The sequence below is a fragment of the Aminobacter sp. BA135 genome, assembly GCF_050859125.1.
GTDB lineage: Bacteria > Pseudomonadota > Alphaproteobacteria > Rhizobiales > Rhizobiaceae > Aminobacter > Aminobacter ciceronei.
The window spans coordinates 4826660-4849765 of record NZ_CP139572.1 but is presented as its reverse complement, the minus strand read 5'-3'; the positions used below and the strand labels follow the sequence as shown (position 1 = coordinate 4849765).

Here is a 23106-nt window from a genome sequence, read left to right as displayed (position 1 = left end):
ACGGATGCTGAGGCTGGTCGTATCGAGGCTGCTCTATGCGGCCGTCATCCTGCTCGGGGTCATCCTTGTTGTGGCCTCGCTGGTCAAGCTCGTGCCGGGCGATCCGGTCGACGTGATTGCCGCCGGCAATCCCGGCATGAGCGTTCAGGACATGGACATGCTGCGCGAGAAGATGGGGCTGACGCGCTCCGTCCCCGAGCAGTTCGTCGCCTATCTCGGCAATGCCGTGCGGGGCGACCTCGGCACCTCGATCCGCCAGGGCGTTCCGGTCACCAGCCTGATCGCCGACCGCCTGCCGGCGACCGGCGAGCTAGCCTTCTGGACGCTGCTTCTGGCCTTCGTCATCGCCATTCCGCTCGGCATCGTCACCGCACTCAGGCGCGACAGCTGGCTGGATTATGCCGGCACCTTCATCGCCGTGCTCGGCGTGTCGATGCCGGGCTTCCTGCTCGCCGTGCTGATGATCCTGTGGTTCTCGATCGAACTGCGCTGGCTGCCCGCTTCGGGTTACCGCGGCTCGGCTCTTGCCAGCATCGGACGCGCCGTCGTCGAACGCGACATCGGCATCTTCTGGAATGCCTTCCGCTATTTCATCCTGCCGTCGATCTCGCTCGCCTTCGTGCTGGTGGCGGTCAATGCGCGGCTGATCCGCTCGGCCATGCTGGAAGTGCTGCAACAGGACTACATCACCTTTGCCGTCGCCAAGGGCGCGCCGCGCCTCACCATCATCCTGCGCCATGCGCTGCGCAACGCGCTGTTGCCCATCGTCACTTTGGCCGGCCTGCAGATGGGCGCTTTGCTGTCGGGTACTGTTGTCATCGAGACGGTCTTCGCCTGGCCCGGCATCGGCCGCCTCGCCGTCGATTCCATCCATGTCCGCGACTATCCGATCATTCAAGCGGTTGTGCTGGTGTCGGCGGCGCTGTTCATCTCGCTCAACCTGATCGTCGACATCCTGTACCGCTTCATCGACCCGAGGGTGCGCAATGACTGAGGCCGTGATCGTCCCCGCTGCAGCGCGGCCTGCCACTGAGCGCCGCTTCCTCGGCAGCCTCGGCCGCAGCGCCAAGGGCCTGACCGGCCTGTTCCTGATCGCCATCGTCGTGCTCTGTGCGCTGTTTGCGAAATCCATCGCCCCGCACGATCATGCCCAGCAAGTCATCGAATGGCGCTACGCCCCTGTTGTCTGGCAGGTGGGCGGCTCGACCACCAATCTGCTCGGCGGCGACAATATGGGCCGCGATATCCTCAGCCGCACCGTCATGGGCGCGCAGGTGTCGATCCAGGTGGCGCTCATCGTTGTCTCGATCGCCCTTGTCGTCGGCTCGACGCTCGGGGCGCTTGCCGGTTATTTCGGCGGCATCGTCGACACCATCATCATGCGCATCGTCGATTTCCAGCTCGCCTTTCCGTTCCTGCTGCTGGCGCTGATCTTCATGGCCGTTCTGGGCGCCGGTTTCACCACGCTGGTCATGGCGCTGGCCTTTGCGCTGTGGATCAATTTCGCCCGCATCGTGCGCAGCGAAACCATGCGCATCCGCACGCTCGATTATGTCGATGCGGCGATCACCATGGGCGTGTCGCAGCTTCGCATCATCTTCACCCACGTCCTGCCCAATGTGCTGCCGGCGGTGCTTGTCGTTGCCACCCTCGACATCGCGCTGGTCATCATCTCGGAGGCAGCGTTGTCCTTCCTTGGCCTCGGCGTCCAGCCGCCCACGGCATCCTGGGGCGTCATGATCTCGGAAGGTCGCGACTTCCTCTACGAGCAGCCATGGATCGTCATTGCGCCCGGCATCGCCGTGCTGATCTCCTCGGTCGGCATCAATCTGTTCGGTGATTTCCTGCGCGACTATTTCGATCCTCGGCTGGAGCGGATGTGACCATGACGGCCTCTCTTTTGCTCTCCGTCCGCGACCTGACCGTCGACTATCCCAGCCGCAGCGGCCCGGTGCGCGCCGTGGCCGGCGTCAGTTTCGACGTCGCGCCCGGCTCGGTGCTCGGCGTCGTCGGCGAAAGCGGGTCGGGGAAATCCTCGATCGGCTATGCGCTGATGGGCCTGACCGACGCGTCGCATGCCATTCTGGGCGGTGCGGTCACCTTCGAAGGCCGCGACCTGCTTGCCATGTCCCGGCGCGACTGGCGCCAGTTGCGCGGCAACCGTATCGCCATGGTGTTCCAGGATGCGATGGCGACGTTGAACCCCGTCATGCCGGTCGGCGACCAGATCGGCGAGGTGTTCCGTTTCCATCGCCCCGACATGTCGCGCAAGGCGATCCGCGCGGCCAGCCTGGAGCTGCTCGAACGCGTTGGCATCCAGGACGCTGGCCGCCGCATCGATGCCTATCCGCATCAATTGTCGGGCGGCATGCGCCAGCGCGTCGTCATCGCTGCGGCGATCGCGCTGAAGCCGGCATTGCTGATCGCCGACGAGCCGACCACCGCGCTCGACGTCACCGTGCAGGCGCAGATCCTCGGGCTGATGCAGGAGTTGAGCCGCGAGCAGGGCATGGCGATGATCCTGGTCAGCCATGACCTCGACGTCGTCGGCGACGTCTGCGAGGACGTCGTGGTGATGAAGGACGGTGTCGTTGTCGAGGCCGGTCATGTCGACGACGTGCTGAGCCATCCGAAACATGCCTACACCATGCAATTGCTCAATGCGCGGCCAAGCTTCGGCGCCGGCCACATGCAGGCGGAGGCCGCCCATGGCTGATGACGTTCTGCTCGAAGTCAGCGGCCTTGTCCGCCATTTCACCCTGTCAGGCCGGCTATTCGAGAAGCCGCGCCAGCTCACCGCCGTCAACGACGTCAGCTTCACCATCCGGCGCGGCGAAGCCTTCGGGCTCGTCGGCGAAAGCGGCTCGGGCAAGTCGACGATCGGCCGCATCATCGCCCGGCTGACCGACCCGAGCGCCGGCGCGGCAACCTTCGACGGCGTCGACTGGCTGGCTTTGCGCGGCAAGGCCCTGCGCGACAAGCGCCGCGACGTGCAGATGGTGTTCCAGAGCCCCTATGCCTCGCTCGATCCGCGCTGGCGCGTGCGCGACATCCTGGCCGAACCGCTCAAATCCTACACCGGCCTCAGGGGCGCGGCGCTTGTGGCGCGCGCGGCCGAACTGATGCAGCAGGTCGGCCTCAACCCGGACTGGATCGAGCGTTTCCCGCACCAGTTCTCCGGCGGCCAGCGCCAGCGCATTGCCATCGCCCGTGCCCTGGCATCGGGGCCGAAGCTCCTGATCGCCGACGAGCCGGTGTCGGCACTCGACGTCTCCAGCCAGGCGCAGGTGCTGCAGCTGTTGCGCAAGATATGCAGCGAACAGGGGCTGGCGATGCTGTTCATTTCACATGACCTGTCGGTCGTCGATCATCTGTGCCAGCGTGTCGGCGTGCTGAACCACGGCGTGCTCGAAGAGGTCGGCGCGACGTCGGAAATCTTCCGCACGCCTGGAACCGATTACACCCGCCGGCTGATCGACGCCGTCCCGGGCAAGAAGCGCCGCGCCGCCGAAAGGGCTGTCCATGCATGACATCGTAATCACCGGCGGGCGCGTCATCGATCCCGAAACCGGGCGCGACGGCATTGCCGACGTCGCCATTTCGGGCGGCCGCATCGCTGCCATCGGTGCCGACCTCGGCCCGGCGCTTGAAGTCATCGACGCAAGCGGCCTGGTCGTTGCCCCCGGCTTCATCGACCTCCATGCGCATGGCCAGTCCGTGCCTGCCGACCGCATGCAGGCCTTCGATGGCGTCACCACCGCGCTCGAACTCGAAGTCGGCGCCTTGCCGGTCGCCGGCTGGTACGAGGCGCAGTCAAGGACCGCGCGCCTGCTCAACTACGGCACCGCGTCAGCCTGGATCTTTGCCCGCAAGGCGGTGATGATCGGACTGGAGCTCAAGCCGGGCGAAGCGCCGATCAGGGTCATGGGCCGCGGCTTCGACGATCCGCGCTGGTCGACGGACGCTGCGACCGAAGCGCAGGCAGACGAGATCGTGGCACGTACCCGCCAGGGCATAGAGGAGGGCGGCCTCGGCATCGGCATTCCCGCCGGCTATGCGCCCGGCGCAGGCGCCAAGGAAATGAGCCTGATCTGCGATCTTGCCGCCGAAACCGACACGCCGACCTATACCCACATCGCACAGATGTCGAACATCGACCCCAAGAGCTCGATCGAGGCCTACGTCACCTTGATCGGACTGGCCGGGGCAACCGGTGCGCATATGCACATCTGCCACCTCAACTCGACCAGCCTTCAGGACGTCGAGCGCGCCGCGGCGATCATCGCCAAAGCGCAGGCGCAAGGGCTCAGGATCACCACCGAAGCCTATCCCTACGGCACCGGCTCGACCGTCGTCAGCGCCGGCTTCTTCGTCGATCCGGCCTTTTCCGCCCGCACCGGCACCGGCTACGACGCCATCGAGCTTGTCGCCACCCATCGCCGCCTCGACGGCATCGACGATCTCAAGCAGGTCAGGCAGGCCGATCCCTCGGCGCTGGTGCTCTGGCACTTCCTCGACACCGAGGACAATCCGCGCCATCGCGCGCTGCTCGACGTCTCCGTCACCTATCCCGGCGGCGCCATCGCCTCCGACGCCATGCCATGGAGCCAGCCCGACGGCACTCCTTACGAAGGCGACGAGTGGCCGCTCGGAGCCGACAAGACGGCGCACCCCAGATCCTCGGGCACCTTCACCCGCTTTCTCAGCCAGTGGGTGCGCGAGCGCGATGCCATCCCGCTTGCCCAGGCGATTGCCAAATGCACGCTCATTCCGGCGCAAATCGTCGAGAGCTGCGCGCCGCTGTTCAGGCGCAAGGGACGGCTGCAGCCGGGCTGCGATGCCGACATCGTCGTCTTCGATCTCGTCACCGTCACCGACCGCGCCACCTTCGCGGAGATGAACCTGCCCGCCCAGGGCATGCGCCACGTGCTGGTCAACGGCCAGGCGGTGATCTCGGACGGTGTCCTCGACCAGGCGGCGGCACCCGGGCGCCCGATCAGGCGGGGTGACCGGTGAGCGTTCCAGTCCTCGTCGTCACCGGCTTTCTCGGTGCCGGCAAGACGACCTTCATCAACCAGTTGCTGCAGCGTGCCGACGGCCGTCGCATCAGCGCCATCGTCAACGACTTCGGCGCCATAAACATCGACGCCGAGCTGATCGCGGATGCCGCCGACACCGTCGTCGGGCTGAAGAACGGCTGCATCTGCTGCTCGTTGCAGGGCGACCTTCTGCGTACCCTCAAGCTGGTGCTGTCCCAGCCCGTCAAGCCGGACCATATCGTCATCGAAGCCAGTGGCGTCGCTGACCCCAGGGGCATCACCGAAACGCTGATGGACCCGATCCTGTGGCACGATATCCGGCTCGATGCTGTCGTTGCCGTGGTCGACGCCGACGAGGTCGCCGCCAATCCGGCCCGCCTTCGCGACGAGCTCTGGCGCGCCCAGGTCGAGGCGGCCGATTTCATCGCCCTGTCCAAGACGAGGGAAAGCTCCGATGAGGCACTGCGGGCGGAACTCGTCTGGCTCAACAAGACGCTGGTCTTCGAAACCGATGGCGATGCCTTGCCGATCGAGGCGCTTTTCGTCATCGACCGGCCGCAGCCGGTACCGGGCCAGGCCAAGGTCGGTGCATCGCGCTTCACCTCGATCGAATGGCAGTCGTCAGGGCCGGTCACGCTCGACCGCTTCCAGGCTGCCATCGACCGGCTTGCGCCCAAGCTCATCCGCGCCAAGGGTATCGTCAGTTTCGTCGAGCGACCGGGGCAGAGCTTCCTGCTGCAACTCGTCGGTCGCCGCGCCACCTTGCGCCCGTTCCCGAAATTCGAGCCCGATTGCCGCCTCGTCCTGATCGCCGAGGCCAGCGTCCTCGACGCCGCGGCGGCGCATGCCGGCCTCGCCGAAATCACTGCCTCTTAATTCGCAAGCGGAGTTATCCATCATGCGTGTGTTCAGTGCCGTCCTTGCGACCGAGACCAATACCTTCTCGCCCATCCCCACCGGCCTCGGCGCCTTCATGAATGGCGGCGACTACTATCCTGCCGGGAAGCATCCGGACCACATGACGCTTTATGGCGGCCAGCTCTGGGCGGCACGCGAACGTGGCCGCCGCGAGGGCTGGACCTTGTTCGAAGGGCTGAGCGCCTCGGCCGAGCCAGGCGGCACGACGACCCGGCACGCTTATGAAACGCTGCGCGACCAGCTGCTCGACGACCTCCGTGCCGTCCTGCCGGTCGACATGGTCTTGATGTCGCTGCACGGCGCCATGGTCGCCGATGGCTATGACGATTGTGAAGGCGACATCCTCGCCCGCATCCGCGCGATCGTCGGCCCAGACACGGTCGTCGGCTGTGAGCTCGATCCGCACTGCCACATGACTTCAGAGATGGTCGACAGCGTCGACATACTCCTGACCTACAAGGAATACCCCCACACCGACGTCTATGAATGCGGCGTTCAGCTCGTCGACCTCTGCCATCGCATCGCCACCGGCCAGATCAAGCCGACGGCGGCTCTCGTCGACACCGGCATGGTCACCTTCATCCGGACCACCACCGAACCCGGGCTCTCGATCATCAACGGCATCCGCGCCTTGGAGCAGAAGGACAAGGTGCTGTCGGTGTCGATCGCGCAAGGTTTCCCCTGGGCCGACGTGCCTGAGATGGGTACACGCGTCGTCGTCTACACAGACGACAACCAGGACCTGGCGCAGTCGCTGGCCCAGCGGCTGGCCAACGATCTTTACGTCATGCGCTCCGAGATCGTGCCGCCGATGCCCTCGATCGACGAGGCGCTCGATCAGGCCCTTGTTGCACCCGCAGGCACGGTCGTCATTGCCGACACCGCCGACAATGCCGGCGGCGGTGCCGCCAGCGACTCGACCTTCTTCCTCGCCCGCATGATCGCGCGCGGCGTCTCGGATGCCGTGATCGGCCCGTTGTGGGATCCGATCGCCGTTCGCCTGGTGTTCGAGGCGGGTGAGGGGGCGGTGCTGCAGCTGCGCGTCGGCGGCAAGGTCGGCCCGCGCTCCGGCGATCCCGTCGATGTCACCTGCCGCGTCAAAGCCCTCAAGCGCGGCCTCGTCATGACCGGCCTCGGCGGCGTACCGTCGCCGATGGGCGATTGCGCCCTGATCGACTGCGGCGGCGTCGAGGTGCTCCTGGCCTCCGAGCGGTCGCAGGCGATCGACACCGACCTGTTCAGCAATATCGGCTGCGACCTCGCCGACAAGCGGATCGTGGTGGTCAAGTCGACGCAGCATTTCCGCGCGTCCTACGAGAAGGTTGCCAGCGCCGTGATCTATGCTGCCTCGGAAGGCACCGTCACCTCCAATCTCGCCAGCTTGCCCTACACCAGGATCAAGCTGCCGAAATGGCCGGTGACCGCGTAGCCGGGCTGGAACAGCGGGGGATTCAGATCGCCCGCTGCAGCTTTTCGTAGCGCTTGATCAGCCGGTCCCGCTTCAGCTTCGATAGCCGCTGGATCCAGAACATGCCGTCCAGTTGGTCGATCTCGTGCTGATGGCAGACGGCGAGCAGGCCCTCCGCTTCCTCGGTGCGCTCGATGCCCTGGAGATCCTGATAGCCGATGCGCACGCGTGCATGCCGCCTGATCTCATCGGTCACACCAGGCATCGAGACGCTGCCTTCGGTGTGGAGCATCGTCTCCTCCGAGGCCGAGAGTATCTGCGGGTTGACGTAGGTCCTGGCACTGCCAGGGCCTTCGAGCTCGAGCACCACCAGGCGCCTGGCGATGCCGATATGCGGGGCGGTGATGCCGATGCCGGGTGCCGCGCGCATCGTGTCGAGCAGGTCGGACGCCAGCGCGCGCAATTCGTCGTCAAAGACCGTCACCGGCGCGGCGACGAGCTTGAGGCGCGGGTCGGGAAATTTCACGATTGGCCGGGTCGTCACGTCAGGTCTCCCTCGGGCAGCGCTCGGCAGCCGCATAGCGCGAAAGTCACCGCGCGGCCAGCGCCGCGTGGCCTTGGAGCAGCGAGCCCGCCTCGCGGCTCAACTGGTCGATCAACAGCCGCACGCCCGGCAACATGCCCCGATGCGCGGCGTAAACCAGCGAAATGTCGAGCCCGGGTCCGGCCCATTCCGGCAGCACCGGCACGGCCAGGCCATGCTCGACCATCCTCCGTCCGACGAATGTCGGCAGCCGCCCGATGCCAAGTCCCGCCTCGATTGCCTCGGCGATGGCACGTACATTGTTGGCCGACATGCGCGGCTTGAACTCAATCTTCGCCGGTTTCTGCGTCGCATGATGCAGCAGCCATTGCTGCGTGTCCGACGGCGAAATCTGCTCGCCGATCAGCGGATAGGATTGGAGCGACTTGGGGTCTGACGGCAGGCCGTGCTCGGCGACCAGCGACGGTGCGGCAAACATCGAGGCTTCGGTGCTGCCGATCTTTCTGGCGATCAGCGTCGAGTCCTTGAGCCTGCCGACCCGGATGGCGAGATCGTAGCCCTCCGCGACCAGGTCGACATAACGGTCGGAGACGTCGATCTCGCAGCGCAGCTTCGGGTTGGCGGCGACGAAGCGCGCGATCAGCCGTCCCAGCCCGGCTTCGACCAGCACTGACGACATCGTCAGCCGCAGCCGCCCCGACGGTTCCGCGACCGCCTGCGCTGCTTCGTCGGCGGCGCGTTGCAAGGCATCAACGATCAGCCGGCCGTGGGTCAGGAACCGCTTGCCCGGCTCGGTCAGCGAGGATCGCCTCGTCGTCCGCGCAATCAGCCTGACGCCGAGATGCTCCTCGAGTTCGGCCACCCTTTTGCTGACGGTTGCCAGCGGCAGTCCCATCGCCCGCGCCGCGGCGGTGAAGCTGCCGGTTTCAGCCACGCGGGTGAAGATCACCACGGCCTCGACCGGCGGCAGCCTTTCATCCCTGGGGGCACCCGCTTCCCCGGGAGCACCCGTTTCCCTGGGAGCGCCCGCTTTATTGTCTCTGATCATGGATAGTCATTCCAGATTCGGCAAATTATCGACCATACAGGGATAATCTATCTTGTCGCCATGAACCAGATGTTTCCCCACTCCTCACCCGAAGCCGGCACGCCGGCACAACCCGCGTCGCTGCTGCTGCTCATCATCTGCGGCGCCCAGTTCCTGGTGGTCATCGATGCCGTCGTCCTCATGGTTGCCGGCCCCGCGCTGGCGCAGGCGTTCGGAGCCACCGAGCGCGACCTGCAATGGGTCTTCAACGCTTATGCCCTGGCATTCGGCGGCTTGCTGCTGCTCGCCGGCAGGGCCGGCGACCGTCTCGGCCACCGCGCCATGTTCGCTGCCGGCGCCGTCGTCTTCGCGCTGTCCTCGCTCATCGGCGCATGCAGCGTCTCGATGCCGATGCTGATTGCCGCCCGCGCCCTGCAAGGTGCGGGTGCCGCCTTGCTCGCCGCCAACTCGCTGGCCCTGCTGACCTTGTATTACCCTTCCGGTCCGGCGCGGCTGCGGGCGCTCGGCCTGTTTGCCTCCTCGGCCACCGTCGGTGTCGCCTCGGGAACTTTGCTCGGCGGCCTGCTCACCAGCACCTTCGGCTGGTCGTCGGCGCTGCTGATCAATGTCCCGCTCGGGCTGGTCATGGCCTGGGCCACAAGGCGCGCCGGCGGCGCGGCCGGCGACGGCCAGGCCCCGGCCGCCCCCATGGACTGGGCCGGAGCCATCACGGCAACCCTTGGCTTCGGCGCGCTCACGCTTGCCATCGCGCAGACATCACACCCGACGCCAATCACCCTTGTCCTGTGGCTCGCCGCCGCCGTTCTGCTGGTCCTCTTCGTCCTCATCGAGCGCCGCAGCGCAGCACCGTTGCTCGACCTCGCAATCCTGGGAAACCGCCCGGTCGCCGTCGCCAATGCCCTGATCTTCATTCACTCCGCCGGCCCGCTGACCTCGCTGTTCTTCGGCTCGCTCTACTTCCAGCAGTTGCGCGGCCTTGATGCGCTCGAAACGGGGCTGCTGTTCCTGCCCTTCGCACTCGCCTCGATCGTCGGTGCCCGCCTGGCACCCGTGGCGATGGGCTACATGGCGCCGCGCCTCATCGCCGCCCTGGGCTTTGCCTTGATGAGCCTGTCGGCTTTTGCCCTGTCATTCCTACCTGTCGCTGCCGGCGAGCCTTACCTGTTGCTCACCGTCACGGCCTTTGTGGCAGGCGGTTTCGGTTCCTCATTCTCCTTCGTCAGTCTCACCGAGGCAGCCACCGCCTCCGCCCGCAAGGGCGAAGCCGGCATGGTTTCGGGGCTGACCAACACCTCGCTGCAGATGGGCGGCGCCTCGATCCTCGCTTTGCTGATATCAGTCACCGCCTCGCTGCCTGCCGGCGCCGCAGCTCACGCGACCACCTTCTCCGCCGCCGCCGTCATCCTGCTCGCCGGTGCTGTCGCCGGCCTGTTCCTCTTTTCCGCCGCACCGCGCCAGGCCGCTTCGGCCGGCCGCTAATCCACGCCACATCCCAGGAGATCAAAATGCGCCTCAACCGCAGGGACCTTGCCGCCATGTCTTTTACCGCGCTCATGTCTTTTTCCCCCTTCATGCCGGCGTCGGGAGCACGTGCCGAAGCCGCCCCGCCGACCGCCGAACCGGCGGGTTCGGCCATCGACCCGCTGACCCTTGTCGATCCCGAGCTTCGCCCGATCCTCGATCACATCCCGCCGCTCGATCTTGGCATGGGCAATCTCCAGGCGGTGCGCGGTGCCCAGTTCCCGCCGGCGCTGCCAGTGCCGGTGGTCCAGCCGCGGGACCGGCTCATACCAGGCGGCGCCGGAAATCCGCGCCTGCGCGTCGTCCTGCTCGACCCAGCGCCGCAGGCGGCTGCCAAGCCGGCGATCCTGCACATCCATGGCGGCGGCCTCGTCGTCGGCAGGCCCGAAGTGGCCATTGCCGAACTGCAGCAGCTCGCCGCCGATCTCGGCGCCGTTATCGTGTCGGTCGACTACCGCCTGGCGCCCGAGCATCCGTTCCCGGCCGGCCTTGACGATGCCTATGCCGCGCTCGAATGGATGCATGCCTCGGCCGACGAACTCGGCATCGACCCCGCCCGCGTTGCCCTGCTCGGCGAGAGTGCCGGCGCCGGCCTTGCCGCAGCCGTTTCGCTGCGGGCGCGCGACCGTGGAGAACTGCCAATCCGCTTCCAGGCCTTGCGCTACCCGATGCTCGACGACCGCACCGCCCTGCGGAAGCCGCCGGCTCATATCGGCACCTTCATCTGGAACTGGCAGTCCAACGCGTTCGGCTGGGCCGCGGTGCTGGGGCGCAAGCCGGTGATGGATGCCGCACCCGAAGGTGCCGTTCCGGCGCGGGCAAAAAGCCTGCACGGCCTTCCCGCAACCTGGATCGGTGTCGGCACGCTCGATCTGTTCGCCAGGGAATCGATGGCTTTCGCCACCCGCCTCGTCGAAGCAGGCGTGCCGGTCGAGCTGTCGGTCGTGCCCGGCGCCTATCATGGCTTCGACACCATGGTTCCAGCCGCGCGCGTCTCAGCGACCTTCATCGCCGGCTGGAGATCGGCGCTGGGGCGTGCCCTCCAGGCCGACTGACCGGCTGCGGCGTCCGGCGGCAGCCGCTGCCGCCGGCTACTCGCGCCGCTCGATGTCGCGGCGCAGCACGATCAGCGTCGTCAGGTCCTGCACGCTCGGATGTGTGGCGATGATGTCGCGCAGCGTGTTCAGCCGGTCGATCGACGGCACCTCGACCTCGACCATCAGGTCGAGCTGGCCTGTTACCGACGATACCCGCCGCACCTCCGAATAGCGTGCCAACTGGTCGAGCACACCCATCGACGGCGTCGAGACCAGCGTCACCATCAGGAAGGCCGAGACCAGGTTCGAATCCATCTGGCCGATATCGGCGCGATAGCCGCGGATGACGCCGCTCTTTTCCAGCGCCGCGACGCGTTCGCTGGTCGCACTGCGGGAGAGCCCGATGCGCCCGGCAAGCGTCTTCAGCGGGATGCGCGCTTCCTTCGACAGGATGCCCAGAATGTCCCTGTCCTTGGCGTCGAGTTCCTTCATTTCCCGCTTCCGATCTGCGCCGTTAAAGTGCCGGTCCATGCAGTCATAGTGCCGGTGCAACCGGCGCTTTGCCGGATGCCCGATTTTTCGGCCCGTGCCAAGCTCCGTCAACTGCAAATCCGGATAGACCATGACCGACGTGACCCACCCCGCGCCTGCATTCTCCTTTGGCGAGGCCGCCGAGCTGGCGTCGAGCCGGTTCGGCGTCAGCGGTCGCGTGGCATCCCTCGACAGCGAGCGCGACCAGAACTTCAAGCTCTCGGCCGACGACGGCGCTGAGTGGATCCTCAAAATCGTCAATGCCAGCGAGCCGGCCTCCGAAAGCGAATTCCAGGTCGCCTTGCTTGATCATCTCGCGCGCTCGGGCGTCGCCGCTCCCCGCCTCAAGCCGTCCGCCGACGGTGCGGCGCTCTCGGAAGCGACCGGTGCCTCGGGCGAGCGCCATGCGCTGCGGCTGGTGTCCTGGCTGCCGGGCCTGCCGCTGGCCGAAGCGACGCGCACCCCGAAGCTGCTCGAAAATCTCGGCCGCGCGCTCGGCCGGCTCGACGGCGCGCTGCAGGGCTTCATCCATCCCGGCGCGATCAGGAGCTTCGACTGGGATATCCGCCAGGCCGGCGCCGCGCGCCTGCGCCTGCACCATGTTCCCGATGTCGCCGACCGCGCGCTTTTGCGACGCCTGCTCGACCATTTCGACGCTGCCGTGGCACCCCGTCTCGCCGGCCTGCGTGCCCAGGTCATCCACAATGACGCTAATGACTGGAACGTGCTCGTCGACGGGGACGACCACGACCGGGTTGCCGGCATCATCGATTTCGGCGACGCGCTCCATTCGCCTGTGATCGCCGAAGTCGCGGTCGCCTGCGCCTATTCGATCCTCGATGTCGAGGACCCGATCGGCGCCGCCGCGACGCTGGCCGCCGGCTTCCATGCCGAATATCCGCTGCGCGAAGAAGAGCTCGACCTCCTGTTCGACCTCATCGCCATGCGCCTGGTCATTTCGGTCACGCTGTCGGCGCAGCGCAAGGACAAGACCGGCGACAATCCTTATCTCGCCATCTCGGAGGCGCCGGCCTGGCGGCTGCTGCGCCGCCTCGGCGCGATGAACCGCCGTTTCGCCACCGCCATCCTGCGCCACGCCTGCGGTTTCGACGCGACACCAGGCGCCCGCGCCGTCACCGCCTGGATCGAGGCCAACAGGAAGAGCTTTGCACCGGTGCTTGATCGTCACCCGGCAACCCTGGTCAAGGCGCTGGTGCCTTATGGCGATCCGGCTCATCCGATGACGACCACTTCGGCCGGCCAGGAGCCCGACAAGGCCACCGCCTGGTGGGATGCCTGGTGCGCCGAGCACGGTGTCGAGCTCGGCATCGGCCCCTGGGGCGAGGCACGCACGGTCTACACCTCCGACATCTTCTGGTCGCGCTTCGTCGAAGGCGCCCGCCGGGTCCACCATCTTGGCCTCGACCTGTTTTTGCCGGCAGGCACCAAGGTCTACACGCCGCTCGCAGCCACGGTCAAAAGCGTCGAGATCGAGGAAGACCCGCTCGGTTATGGCTGCCTGATCGCGCTGGAGCACACGCCTGAAGGCTGCCCGCCCTTCGTCACGCTGTGGGGTCACATGGCGCATGAGGCGATGGCCCGCCTGAAGCCGGGCGAGACGCTCGAAGCCGGCGCGCTCGTCGGCGAAATGGGTGCACCGAGCGAGAACGGCGGCTGGGCGCCGCATCTGCATTTCCAGATCTCGACCGACCCCGAACTCGCCGCTCGTGACATCCTCGGCGTCGGCGAGGCGCGTTATCTCGACGTCTGGGCCGAGCTGTTCCCGGATGCCGCAACGCTTGCCGGCATCCCGCCCGAGACCTTTCACCAGACCGGCCGCCCCCGCCCCGAGATCGTCGCCGCGCGGAAAGCCTCGCTGCTGCCCAACCTGTCGATCTCCTATTCCGAGCCGATCAAGTTCGTGCGCGGCGAGGGCGCCTGGCTGATCGATGACCACGGCCGCGCCTATCTCGATTGCTTCAACAATGTCTGCCACCTCGGCCACGCCCATCCCGACGTCGTCGAGGCGATCGCCACCCAGGCAGCAAAACTCAACACCAACACGCGCTACCTGCACGACGCCATCGTCACCTATGCCGAGCGACTGACTGCGACCTTGCCCGAGGGCCTGTCGGTCGCCTCCTTCGCCTGTTCCGGCAGCGAGGCCAATTCACTTGCGCTGCGCATGTCGCGCACCTTGACCGGCAGCAACGACGCGCTGGTGCTCGACTGGGCCTATCATGGCACCACCCAGGAGCTGATCGACCTCAGTCCCTACAAATACAAACGCAAGGGCGGCAAGGGCCGGCCGGCCCATGTCTTTGAAGCGACCATCCCCGACAGCTACCACGCGCCGGATGATTGGCCGGTCGAAGAGCATGCCAGGCGCTTCGCCGAAAGCATAGCCGAGCAGATCGAGACGATGCGCACAAAGGGTCGCGCGCCGGCCTTCTTCATCGCCGAATCCATCCCCAGCGTCGCCGGCCAGGTGTTTCTCCCCGAGGGATATCTCAAGGAAGTCTACGCCATGGTCCGTGCCGCCGGCGGCTTCTGCATCGCCGACGAAGTACAGGTCGGCTTCGGCCGTGTCGGCAGCCACTGGTGGGCCTTCGAGACGCAAGGTGTTACCCCCGACATCGTCACCATGGGCAAGCCGATCGGCAACGGCCACCCGATGTCGGCGCTGGTCACCACGCGCGAGATCGCCGACCGCTTCAACAACGGCATGGAGTATTTCAACACCTTCGGCGGCAACCCGGTGTCCTGTGCCGCGGGCCTCGCCGTGCTCGACGTCATCGAGCGCGACCGCCTGCGCGACAATGCCGCCGATGTCGGCGCCTATCTCGTCGCGCGCTTCAGGGAGATGCAGCAGCGCTACGAGGTCATCGGCGACGTCAGGGGTCGGGGCCTGTTCCTCGGCATCGAATTGGTCACCGACCGCAGGACCAAGCAGCCGGCGACCGCCTTCGCCCGCAAGGTCAATGACGGGGCACGCGCCCGCGGCGTGTTGATCGGCACCGAGGGCCCCCACGACAACGTGCTCAAGATGCGCCCGCCGATGATCTTCAGTCGCGCCGATGCCGACCATCTCGTCGGCGTGCTCGAGGAGGCGTTCGCCGCGGTCTCGGTCGAAGGCGCATAGCTCAGGACCCGCGCGGAAAATCTCGCGCGGAGGGAATTTACGACAAGGGAATTCACCGACTTCCGGCGCTTTCGCGCCGGCGGCAAGCAGAGGCTTTGCCTCAACACCAGAGGGAGGAAATGATGAGGACAATTTTTGCAACGGCACTATTGCTGGGCTCGGCCGCGATGACCATTCCGGCAGTGGCCGACACCTTCGACATCGTCAAGCAGCGTGACAAGCTCACCTGCGGCGTGAGCCAGGGCGTCGCCGGTTTCTCGGCGCCTGACGATGCCGGCAAATGGTCAGGCTTCGACATCGACTTCTGTCGCGCCGTAGCCGCCGCCGTGCTCGGCGATCCGGAGAAGGTCAGCTACGTGCCGCTGTCGACCAAGGAGCGTTTCACCGCGCTGCAGTCCGGTGGTGTCGACGTGCTGTCGCGCCAGACCACCTGGACGCTGTCGCGCGATTCCAGCCTCGGCATTCGTTTCGTCGGCACCGCCTATTATGACGGCCAGGGCTTCATGACGCGCAAGGCTCTTGGCGTCGACAGTGCGCTCAAGCTCGACGGCGCCACCGTCTGTACCGAGCAGGGCACGACCACCGAGCAGAACGTCGCCGACTACTTCTCCGCCCACAAGATGAAATACGAGCCGGTGGTCATCGATTCCGCCGACGGCATCATCAAGGCCTTCGACACCGGCCGTTGCGACGTCTACACGACGGATGCCTCGGCACTCTATGCCCAGCGGCTGAAGCTTACCGATCCGGCTGCCTATGTCGTCCTGCCGGAGATCATTTCCAAGGAACCGCTCGGGCCTGCCGTTCGACAGGGCGACGACAAGTGGTTCAACATCGTGCGCTGGACGCTGTTCGCGCTGCTCGAAGCCGAGGAGCTCGGCATCACCAAGGACAATGCCGAAGCCGGCCTGTCCTCGGAAAATCCTGCCATCAAGCGCTTCCTCGGCGCTGAGGGTGACAGCGGCCAGCAGCTCGGTCTCGATCCGCGTTGGAGCTACAACATCATCTCCAAGGTCGGCAATTTCGGCGAGATCTTCGAGCGCAATCTCGGCCAGTCGAGCGAGCTCAAGATCGACCGCGGCATCAATGCGCTGTGGAATGCCGGCGGCCTGATGTACGCCCCACCGGTGCGCTGACAGCTTTCCTCCCCCCGGGGTCGCGCGTCAGCGCGGCCCCTTTTCTTCCCGCAAGAACTTCCAAGTCGCGCGTCAGCGCGGCCCCTTATCTTCCCGCCAGAACTTCCAAGTCGCACGTCAGCGCGGCCCCTTATCTTCCCGCCAGAATTTCCAAGTCGCGCGTCAGCGCGGCCCCGCCTATGCTGCCTCGCGAGATTCCCGGCACGTTCGTCGGGCCGCAGCATGGGTGCATTGATGAGCATAGCCGACCGCGTCCGCGTCAAGGATGTCAAAGTCCTCTCCGATGACTGGTACCTGTTGAAGAAGACGGTCTTCGAATACCGTCGCAACGACGGCGAATGGCAGCTCCAGAGCCGCGAGACCTACGACCGCGGCAACGGCGCCACCATTCTGCTCTACGATCCGACCCGCCGCACTGTCGTTTTGGTCCGGCAGTTCCGTTATCCCGCCTTCGTCAGTGGCTATGACGACATGCTGATCGAGACGCCGGCAGGCCTGCTCGACAATGCCAGCCCGGAGGAGCGCATTCGGGCCGAGACCGAGGAAGAAACGGGCTTCCGCGTCCGCGACGTCCGCCGCGTCTTCGAGGCCTTCATGAGCCCCGGCGCCGTCACCGAGCGGATCTTTTTCTTCGTCGGCCGCTACGAGCCCGGCGACCGCATCTCCGAAGGCGGCGGCCACGAAGGCGAGGGCGAGGACATCGAGGTGCTCGAAGTCGGCATCGACGTGGCGCTGGCCATGGTCGCCGACGGCCGCATCTGCGACGCCAAGACCATCATGCTGCTGCAATATGCGGCCCTTCACCTTTTGCGCGGAGCCTAGCGCCGATGTCGACCATCGCCCGCGAGCTCGGCATCTCCTTTGGCACGTCGCCGACCGGACCGCTCAACGCCATCACCGACGTGCCTGGCGTGGCCATCGGCCACCGCACCATCCGCTCGGGCGACCTCAACACCGGCGTGAGCGCGATCCTGCCCCATGGCGGCAACCTGTATCGCAGGAAGGTGCTGGCCGCCTGCGATGTCATCAACGGTTTCGGCAAGAGCGCCGGCCTGATGCAGGTCGACGAGCTCGGCACGATCGAGACGCCGATCCTGCTCACCAACACCTTTGGTGTCGGCACCTGCGCCAACGCGCTGATCCGCGCGGCGGTTCTGGAGAATCCTGACATCGGCCGCGAGACGTCGACGGTCAATCCGGTGGTCATGGAGTGCAATGACGGCCATCTCAGCGACATCCAGGCGCTTGCCGTCACCGAGGACGATGCCCGCGCCGCACTTGCGGCAGCCGCGTCCGGGCCGGTCGCCGAAGGCAATGTCGGCGCCGGCACGGGCATGAGCTGTTTCGGTTACAAGGGTGGCATCGGCACTGCTTCGCGCCGCATCGAGCTGGCCGGCAGCACGCATCATGTCGGCGTGCTGGTGCTGACCAATTTCGGCCGCGCCGGCGATCTCATCCTGCCCGACGGCCGCCGCCCCGATCCGCGCAGCAGGCGAGAGGCCGAGAAGGGCTCGGTCATCGTCATCCTTGCCACTGACATCGCGATGGAACACCGACAGCTCAAGCGCGTCGTCCGCCGCTGCGGCGCCGGTCTCGCCAGGCTCGGCGCCTATTGGGGGCATGGCAGCGGCGACATCGCGCTCGGCTTCTCGACCACCCAGACCTTCGACCATGACGAGCGTGCCGACTTCGTTTCCATCTCCGCCGTCAACGAAAACCGCATCGACCGCCTGTTCCGCGCCGCGGCTGAAGCAACCGAGGAGGCCGTGGTGAACTCGATGTGTGCAGCCGAGGTCATGCATGGCCGCGCCGGGCATTTCCGGCCATCGTTGGCAGATTGGTTGAGAGAGCGAGGCTAGTTACCTGTGGAACCGATCAGCCGATCAGGAAGCGCACGCCGTCCATTTTGATACCGTGCCGCCAGAAGCGGCGGCGTCTGAAATGCCTTCCTACCACGCGGATACGTCTGAAACGCCGGTGGCGTCACGCCAGCTGAGGCGAACGTATGGTCCGCTCGGGCGCTTGGCGTTGATCAACGCAGAGAGCTATTTCGGCTATCGAGAACCTGCCCCTTCGTCGGCAAGGAACGGGTCGATAGGCGTGAAAAGAATCTGCGCGGCGCGTTCTAGCGTGCCGCCCTTTAGGATGAAGTGATCCCTAATCTCGACCAACCGCTCTCTCGGATAGTGAACGGTCTTGATGCTACGATCTTCAAAGAGGGCGGTGCTGTCCCTTCTGACTGGCTTACCAGATGAGACGTTCGCGTTTCCTTTGCGAACGTGCCACGCAAGCAGGTCTGCGGCCTGTCCGGGATATGAAGCGTCCTTGTCAAAGAAAGAGTGGCGGATTACTGGAGGGCGCCCTTTGTTCCGCCAGACGGCCTCATCTTGGATTGCGAACTGAAGCAGATCGTTTGCTCTAGATTGCGTCTTGTAGCCTTGCTCGAAATAGAGGGATAGAGATTGTGGCCTGTTGGTGATGCACCATTTGGATACTTGAAGTAAGGCGCTCCACAGTAGGAAGCTGTACGCGTCACAGCCAAAGCCGCCGTCCTCCAAAATCTCGCGGTACTCTTCCTGCCAAACCACATACGCTGCGCCGTGAAGAGGGTGCTTTCGGGCAATAGCAATCGCACCTTTTGCGGCCTCAATGCGTTCTGGCTTGGTGAGGTGAGAGAATACATTTTCAGACGATAGCGGATCGTCCGCATTGCACTCCGTCATGTGGAAGTAGGGCAGTCGGTAGGTTTCGAGCAGCTTCGCCCATTCGCCCTCTAAGCCGCGAAGTCCGTCCTCCTCGAAGATGTAACCGGCCACGGTTAGCACTCCGTGGCCGACCTTCTCTTCAGCGCTCTCGTCAAAATAGGCGTGGATCAAGACAGCCAGACCTTCTCCGCCCGCAGCCGGAAGATCGGCAACTGGTCTCTGTTGGGCCTAGATGTTAGCCCGGCAACGGCTGCCGCGCCAAGCGCCAGAACTCCTGAGGTTCTTCCAGCAGATGTGTCAGCCCGACACGCTCGAAGGCGAGTGCCGCCTGTTCGGCGGCATCGGCGAGGATGTCGTCGGCGTCGAGGTGGTCGGTCTTGCGGCCGCGCATCAACACCTTGCCGTTGACGATGACGGTGTCGACGTCGGCGGCGTTGGCGAAATGGGCGATGCGCGTCACCGGCATGACGGGCGGGTAGAGATGCGGCTTGCGCATGTCGACCAGCACGATGTCGGCCTTCTTGCCTGTTTCCAGCGAGCCCAGTTCGTTTTCCAGGCCAAGCGCCCTGGCGGCGTCGATCGTCGCCATCTCAATGGTCTTGCCGGGCGGCAGGTAGGCCGGGTCGCGGAAGTGGCGGCGGTGATAGTGCATGCATTGCGCCATGTGGCGGAACATGTCGTAGCCGCGGTCGGGTGCTGCCGCGTCAGAACCCAGGCAGACAGTGATGCCGGCCTCGATCAGCTCCGGCACCGGGCAGCGACCATAGACCGACATGATGGCGCTCGGATTGTGGATGATCGATGCGCCCGTCTCCTTGAGCGCTGCAAAATCATCCTCGGTGAGGTCGACGCTATGACCCAGAAGCGCGAACTCACCGAGGACACCAAGATCGCGCGCCAGCGCGATCGACCCGTCGCGGTGGCCGTCCTGGGTGAACAGCACGCCCTTGCGACGGCGCAGATCCATGATTGCTTCGCCCATCTCGACGACCTGCCGGCGGGCATCGGCATCCGCCACCTGGGCGGCATAATAGACCGGCATGACAAGGCATACACCGGTGCCGCGGCCGAGCAGGTCGTTCCAGCGGTCGATCAGAATTTCGCTGACCTCGAGCTGGCGCTCGAAGCCGACGGATACGTCGCGCGCCTGACCGGTCTCCGAAAACTGGCGGTAGTTTTTCGGGAAGGGCGTCCGGCCGGGGCCGACAGCCATGAAGGTGCGCAGCCCGGATTCGGCGGTCGCACCGCAATGCGCGTCGCCATAGATGGGATCGTCGGTGCGGTAGATGTCGGCGCCGCCGCCGAGCAGCGTCATACCGGTGGTGATGCCGCCGCGCAGGCGCTCGAGCTGGGTCATGCGTGCCTCGGCGCGCCAGAATGCCGGCGTCGAGCCGCGGGCGTAGATCTCCTCGCAGGCGTCGAACCAGCTGTCGAGCCCGGCGCCGGCATTGCGCACCAGCCCGTGGCCGGCATGCGAATGGCTGTCGATCAAGCCGGGCATCGCCACCATGCCTGTGCCGTCGATGATGTCCCTGGCGCCGACAGGCTCGGCGTCGCCGTCGCCACCGATGGCGCTGATGCGGTCGCCGGCGACAGCGATCCAGGCGCGATCGATCACCCGGCGTTCCGGGTCGACGGTGATCGCCGTCACGTTACGCATGAGGATGTCTGGGCGCACGAGGATGTCTGGCTGCGTCATGTCACTGCTTTCCAAATGTCGGCGGTCGATACCGCATGGTCGCGGAAGGTCCCGGCCGGCCTTCCGCAAGCCATGTCAAACCGGGGCTACAGCCCCAGAATGTCTTCCAGGTCGCGCGCGAGCACGCGTTCGCTTTCGAGATCGAGCTGGTTTTCGATATGGGCGAGGTGGTGGTGCATGACGGCAAGTGCCGCCTTGGCGTCGCGCGCGGTGATGCTCTGCACGATCGCCGCATGCTCGTCGGGGCCGCAGTTCTGGATTTCCTTCTGCTGGTACATCGCCATGATCAGCGACGTCCGCGAAACCAGATCGCGCAGCAGGGTGGCGAGGATCTGCGATTGCGCCAGCTCGGCGATCAGCATGTGGAACGCGCCCGAGAGCCTGATCGCACCGGCGAGGTCGCCGCCCTGGTGGGCCTTGCGTTCCTGGTCGACATGTTCGCCCAGCCGGGCGATTCCGGCGGCGTCGATGGTCGCGCACAGCCGCTCGACCAGCCGTTCCTCGATGGTGCGGCGGGCGAAGAACACATCGCGCGCTTCCTCGATCGACGGTTTGGATACGAACGCACCGCGATTGGGAACCAGTGTGATCAGGCCGTCGCGGGCGAGGTTCTGCAGCACATGGCGGATGCGTGCCCGGCTGGCGCCGAAGATGTCGGCAAGCTGCTCTTCTTTCAGCCGCGTGCCGGGGCCGATCTGCCGCTCGGCGATGGCGCTCCAGATCTTCTCGTAGATTTCCTGATCGGTGGCATGCCGCATGCCTGCTTCAGCGTCCATCCAATCCTCCCCCGTTCGTCCCGATATGCGGCTCCAGCCTATTCAAACCTAAATGGACGCTAAGTCAACAAATCTGTCGACAGCAATTGTTGACAATAATTGGATACGATGTCAGCGTGAGCTGGAAGGAGCCCGAAAGCGCCCTGTACGTGGCAGGATGGGGCCGCCGTCGAAGCCATGAGGCGCCGGCGCTTCGGGTGTATGATTGGTCGATCAGCGCCGTCCATGCGCCTCGAAATGCGGTCCGAAGGAGAAAAGATGGATTTTGATTTCGCCGAGCTGCCCGAAATGGACCGCTACCGGCTGCTCACCAACTTCGTCGGACCACGCCCCATCGCGCTCGTCACCACCATCGACGCGCATGGCTGCAACAACGCCGCGCCGATGAGCTTCTTCAACGTCTTCTCACATGAGCCGCCGCTGCTCATCCTCGGCATGCAGACCCGTCCCGACGGCACCGCCAAGGACACCGTCGCCAACATCCGCCGCTCCGGCGAGTTCGTCGTCCACATGGTCGACATGGCGATTGCCAGCGAGATGATCGTCACCGGCATCAATTTCCCCGCCGACGTCGACGAGATCGAGCTCGCCGGCCTGACCAGCACGCCGTCGAAAAAGGTCGCGGCACCCCGCATCGAGGAATCGCCCTGCGCCATGGAGTGCCGTGTGTCGCAGATCCTCGATTATGGCCGCCGCACCATCGTCATTGGCGAGGTCGTGCAGATGTATGTTCGCGACGACTGCCTCGATGAGCGCGGCCGCTATGTCCGGCCCGAGGTCTACCAGCCGATCGCCCGTCTCCACGCCGACAACTACATCGTTGCCGCCGACCAGTTCGTGCTCAAGCGCCCGGCCGAGCTTTTTCCTCAAGAGGATAAAGCCGCCAATGCCGCCCCGAAGTCGGAAAAGGTCATCGGCTGAGGCTAGAGCCTTGTCGGCCCACCCGCTCCACCGCAAGGCGTAAGCCCCCGACGACCTTGCATGGGAAGGGCGCTCGTTTCGGGCGTCCTTTCTGTTTGGGCGTCAGTCCTCGGCCGCAGCGCCAATGTTCTCGCTCAGCACGCGCAGCACGCGGGTCGCGCTTTCGATGTCGGCGTCGTCAACACCGGTAAGCACTAGGCAGCGCAGCTCGGCGACGTCGGCGAACATGCTGTCGGCCTCGCGCCGCGCCGTCGGCGTCAGAAAGATGCGTTTGGTGCGCCGGTCGCCGTCGGTGGTGCAGCGCACCACCAGCCCCTTCTTCTCCAGCCCGTCGATGAGCCCGACCAGCGACGGCTGCTCGATCTGCATCTGCTCTGCCAGCTCGGCCTGCGTCTTGCCCTCGCATTTGGCGATCTGCATCATCAGTCGGGCGCGCGCCAGCGTCAGGCCGCGCTCCTTCACCCGCGCGTCGAACATCGTCCTGAGCTTGCGGTTGACCTTCAGCAATTCGTCAAAAAACGCGCTCTTCAGCTCGGCGCTGCTCATATCGATCCCCCTTTTGTTCTTTTGATTATCATTAGATACCTATGTAATTCGCGGCAATATCTCCGGCAAGAACCATCCTCCTAGTCCCTTCGGACGAGGCTGCGGCTTCGATCAGCGTAGGTAATGTCCATTCTC

The 23106-nt window shown here is 65.5% G+C and carries 21 protein-coding genes; 14 read left to right on the top strand and 7 right to left on the bottom strand.

The features are described 5' to 3' along the window. The first annotated feature begins 4 nt into the window (after nt 1-4). The 7 genes from SLT36_RS23630 to SLT36_RS23600 are packed head-to-tail and all read left to right on the top strand — an operon-like array spanning nt 5 to nt 7386. Nucleotides 5-994: an ABC transporter permease gene (locus SLT36_RS23630; protein WP_432284686.1), complete on the top strand. Its 990-nt coding sequence runs from the start codon at nt 5-7 to the stop codon at nt 992-994. Beyond that, nucleotides 987-1883, top strand: a complete 897-nt coding sequence (locus SLT36_RS23625) for an ABC transporter permease (protein ID WP_432284685.1) — start codon at nt 987-989, stop codon at nt 1881-1883. Before SLT36_RS23630 ends, SLT36_RS23625 begins: the two co-directional genes overlap by 8 nt. Nucleotides 1884-1885: 2 nt before the next feature. Continuing rightward, a complete protein-coding gene (locus SLT36_RS23620; protein WP_432284684.1) occupies nt 1886-2716 on the top strand; it encodes an ABC transporter ATP-binding protein in 831 nt (276 codons plus the stop codon). Then, nucleotides 2709-3530 (top strand): ATP-binding cassette domain-containing protein, encoded by an 822-nt coding sequence (locus SLT36_RS23615; protein WP_432284683.1) that lies wholly within the window; start codon nt 2709-2711, stop codon nt 3528-3530. The genes SLT36_RS23620 and SLT36_RS23615 overlap by 8 nt, the downstream gene beginning before the upstream one ends. Next, nucleotides 3523-5016, top strand: coding sequence for an amidohydrolase family protein (locus SLT36_RS23610; protein WP_432284682.1), 1494 nt, complete (start codon nt 3523-3525; stop codon nt 5014-5016). Before SLT36_RS23615 ends, SLT36_RS23610 begins: the two co-directional genes overlap by 8 nt. Next, nucleotides 5013-5915: a CobW family GTP-binding protein gene (locus tag SLT36_RS23605; RefSeq protein ID WP_432284681.1), complete on the top strand. Its 903-nt coding sequence runs from the start codon at nt 5013-5015 to the stop codon at nt 5913-5915. Before SLT36_RS23610 ends, SLT36_RS23605 begins: the two co-directional genes overlap by 4 nt. 22 nt (nt 5916-5937) lie before the next feature. Continuing rightward, nucleotides 5938-7386: a M81 family metallopeptidase gene (locus SLT36_RS23600; RefSeq protein WP_432284680.1), complete on the top strand. Its 1449-nt coding sequence runs from the start codon at nt 5938-5940 to the stop codon at nt 7384-7386. A gap of 22 nt (nt 7387-7408) precedes the next feature. On the opposite strand, the gene SLT36_RS23595 is transcribed toward SLT36_RS23600, so the two are convergent. Further along, on the bottom strand, nt 7409-7909 hold the full coding sequence (locus SLT36_RS23595) for a peptide deformylase (protein ID WP_432284679.1): 501 nt from the start codon (nt 7907-7909) through the stop codon (nt 7409-7411). Nucleotides 7910-7955: 46 nt separating this feature from the next. Next, nucleotides 7956-8957: a LysR family transcriptional regulator gene (locus tag SLT36_RS23590; protein ID WP_432284678.1), complete on the bottom strand. Its 1002-nt coding sequence runs from the start codon at nt 8955-8957 to the stop codon at nt 7956-7958. A 60-nt stretch (nt 8958-9017) separates the two neighbouring features. On the opposite strand from SLT36_RS23590, the gene SLT36_RS23585 reads away from it, so the two are divergent. Further along, nucleotides 9018-10436, top strand: coding sequence for an MFS transporter (locus SLT36_RS23585; protein ID WP_432284677.1), 1419 nt, complete (start codon nt 9018-9020; stop codon nt 10434-10436). A gap of 26 nt (nt 10437-10462) precedes the next feature. Then, entirely contained in the window at nt 10463-11533 is a 1071-nt protein-coding gene (locus tag SLT36_RS23580) for an alpha/beta hydrolase (RefSeq protein ID WP_432284676.1), read from the top strand. A 36-nt stretch (nt 11534-11569) separates the two neighbouring features. On the opposite strand, the gene SLT36_RS23575 is transcribed toward SLT36_RS23580, so the two are convergent. Continuing rightward, on the bottom strand, nt 11570-12007 hold the full coding sequence (locus SLT36_RS23575; protein ID WP_067964726.1) for an Lrp/AsnC family transcriptional regulator: 438 nt from the start codon (nt 12005-12007) through the stop codon (nt 11570-11572). Between the two features lie 130 nt (nt 12008-12137). Between SLT36_RS23575 and SLT36_RS23570 the strand changes: the two genes are divergently transcribed. The 4 genes from SLT36_RS23570 to SLT36_RS23555 all read left to right on the top strand — a co-directional run bounded on the left by SLT36_RS23570 (nt 12138) and on the right by SLT36_RS23555 (nt 18183). Then, nucleotides 12138-15188 carry an aminotransferase class III-fold pyridoxal phosphate-dependent enzyme gene (locus SLT36_RS23570; protein ID WP_432284675.1) on the top strand — a complete coding sequence of 1017 codons (3051 nt, stop codon included), beginning with the start codon at nt 12138-12140 and terminating at the stop codon, nt 15186-15188. A 119-nt stretch (nt 15189-15307) separates the two neighbouring features. After that, nucleotides 15308-16324: an amino acid ABC transporter substrate-binding protein gene (locus SLT36_RS23565; protein WP_432284674.1), complete on the top strand. Its 1017-nt coding sequence runs from the start codon at nt 15308-15310 to the stop codon at nt 16322-16324. A gap of 234 nt (nt 16325-16558) precedes the next feature. Next, nucleotides 16559-17146 carry an NUDIX domain-containing protein gene (locus tag SLT36_RS23560; protein WP_432284673.1) on the top strand — a complete coding sequence of 196 codons (588 nt, stop codon included), beginning with the start codon at nt 16559-16561 and terminating at the stop codon, nt 17144-17146. A gap of 5 nt (nt 17147-17151) precedes the next feature. Further along, the gene (locus tag SLT36_RS23555) at nt 17152-18183 is read left to right on the top strand and encodes a P1 family peptidase (protein ID WP_432284672.1); all 1032 of its coding nucleotides are present in this window, start codon (nt 17152-17154) and stop codon (nt 18181-18183) included. 195 nt (nt 18184-18378) lie between these two features. On the opposite strand, the gene SLT36_RS23550 is transcribed toward SLT36_RS23555, so the two are convergent. The 3 genes from SLT36_RS23550 to SLT36_RS23540 all read right to left on the bottom strand — a co-directional run bounded on the left by SLT36_RS23550 (nt 18379) and on the right by SLT36_RS23540 (nt 21504). Continuing rightward, complete coding sequence (locus SLT36_RS23550) at nt 18379-19200, bottom strand: DUF3800 domain-containing protein (RefSeq protein ID WP_432284671.1); 822 nt, start codon at nt 19198-19200, stop codon at nt 18379-18381. Between the two features lie 64 nt (nt 19201-19264). Further along, nucleotides 19265-20728, bottom strand: a complete 1464-nt coding sequence (locus tag SLT36_RS23545) for an amidohydrolase family protein (protein WP_432284670.1) — start codon at nt 20726-20728, stop codon at nt 19265-19267. Between the two features lie 86 nt (nt 20729-20814). After that, nucleotides 20815-21504 (bottom strand): GntR family transcriptional regulator, encoded by a 690-nt coding sequence (locus tag SLT36_RS23540; protein ID WP_115733166.1) that lies wholly within the window; start codon nt 21502-21504, stop codon nt 20815-20817. A gap of 258 nt (nt 21505-21762) precedes the next feature. Here SLT36_RS23540 and SLT36_RS23535 point away from each other — a divergent pair, with 258 nt between their 5' ends. Further along, nucleotides 21763-22425 carry a flavin reductase family protein gene (locus SLT36_RS23535; protein WP_432284669.1) on the top strand — a complete coding sequence of 221 codons (663 nt, stop codon included), beginning with the start codon at nt 21763-21765 and terminating at the stop codon, nt 22423-22425. A gap of 102 nt (nt 22426-22527) precedes the next feature. Here SLT36_RS23535 and SLT36_RS23530 read toward each other — a convergent pair whose 3' ends face one another. Continuing rightward, nucleotides 22528-22971 carry a MarR family winged helix-turn-helix transcriptional regulator gene (locus SLT36_RS23530; protein WP_067964711.1) on the bottom strand — a complete coding sequence of 148 codons (444 nt, stop codon included), beginning with the start codon at nt 22969-22971 and terminating at the stop codon, nt 22528-22530. Between the last annotated feature and the right edge of the window lie 135 nt (nt 22972-23106).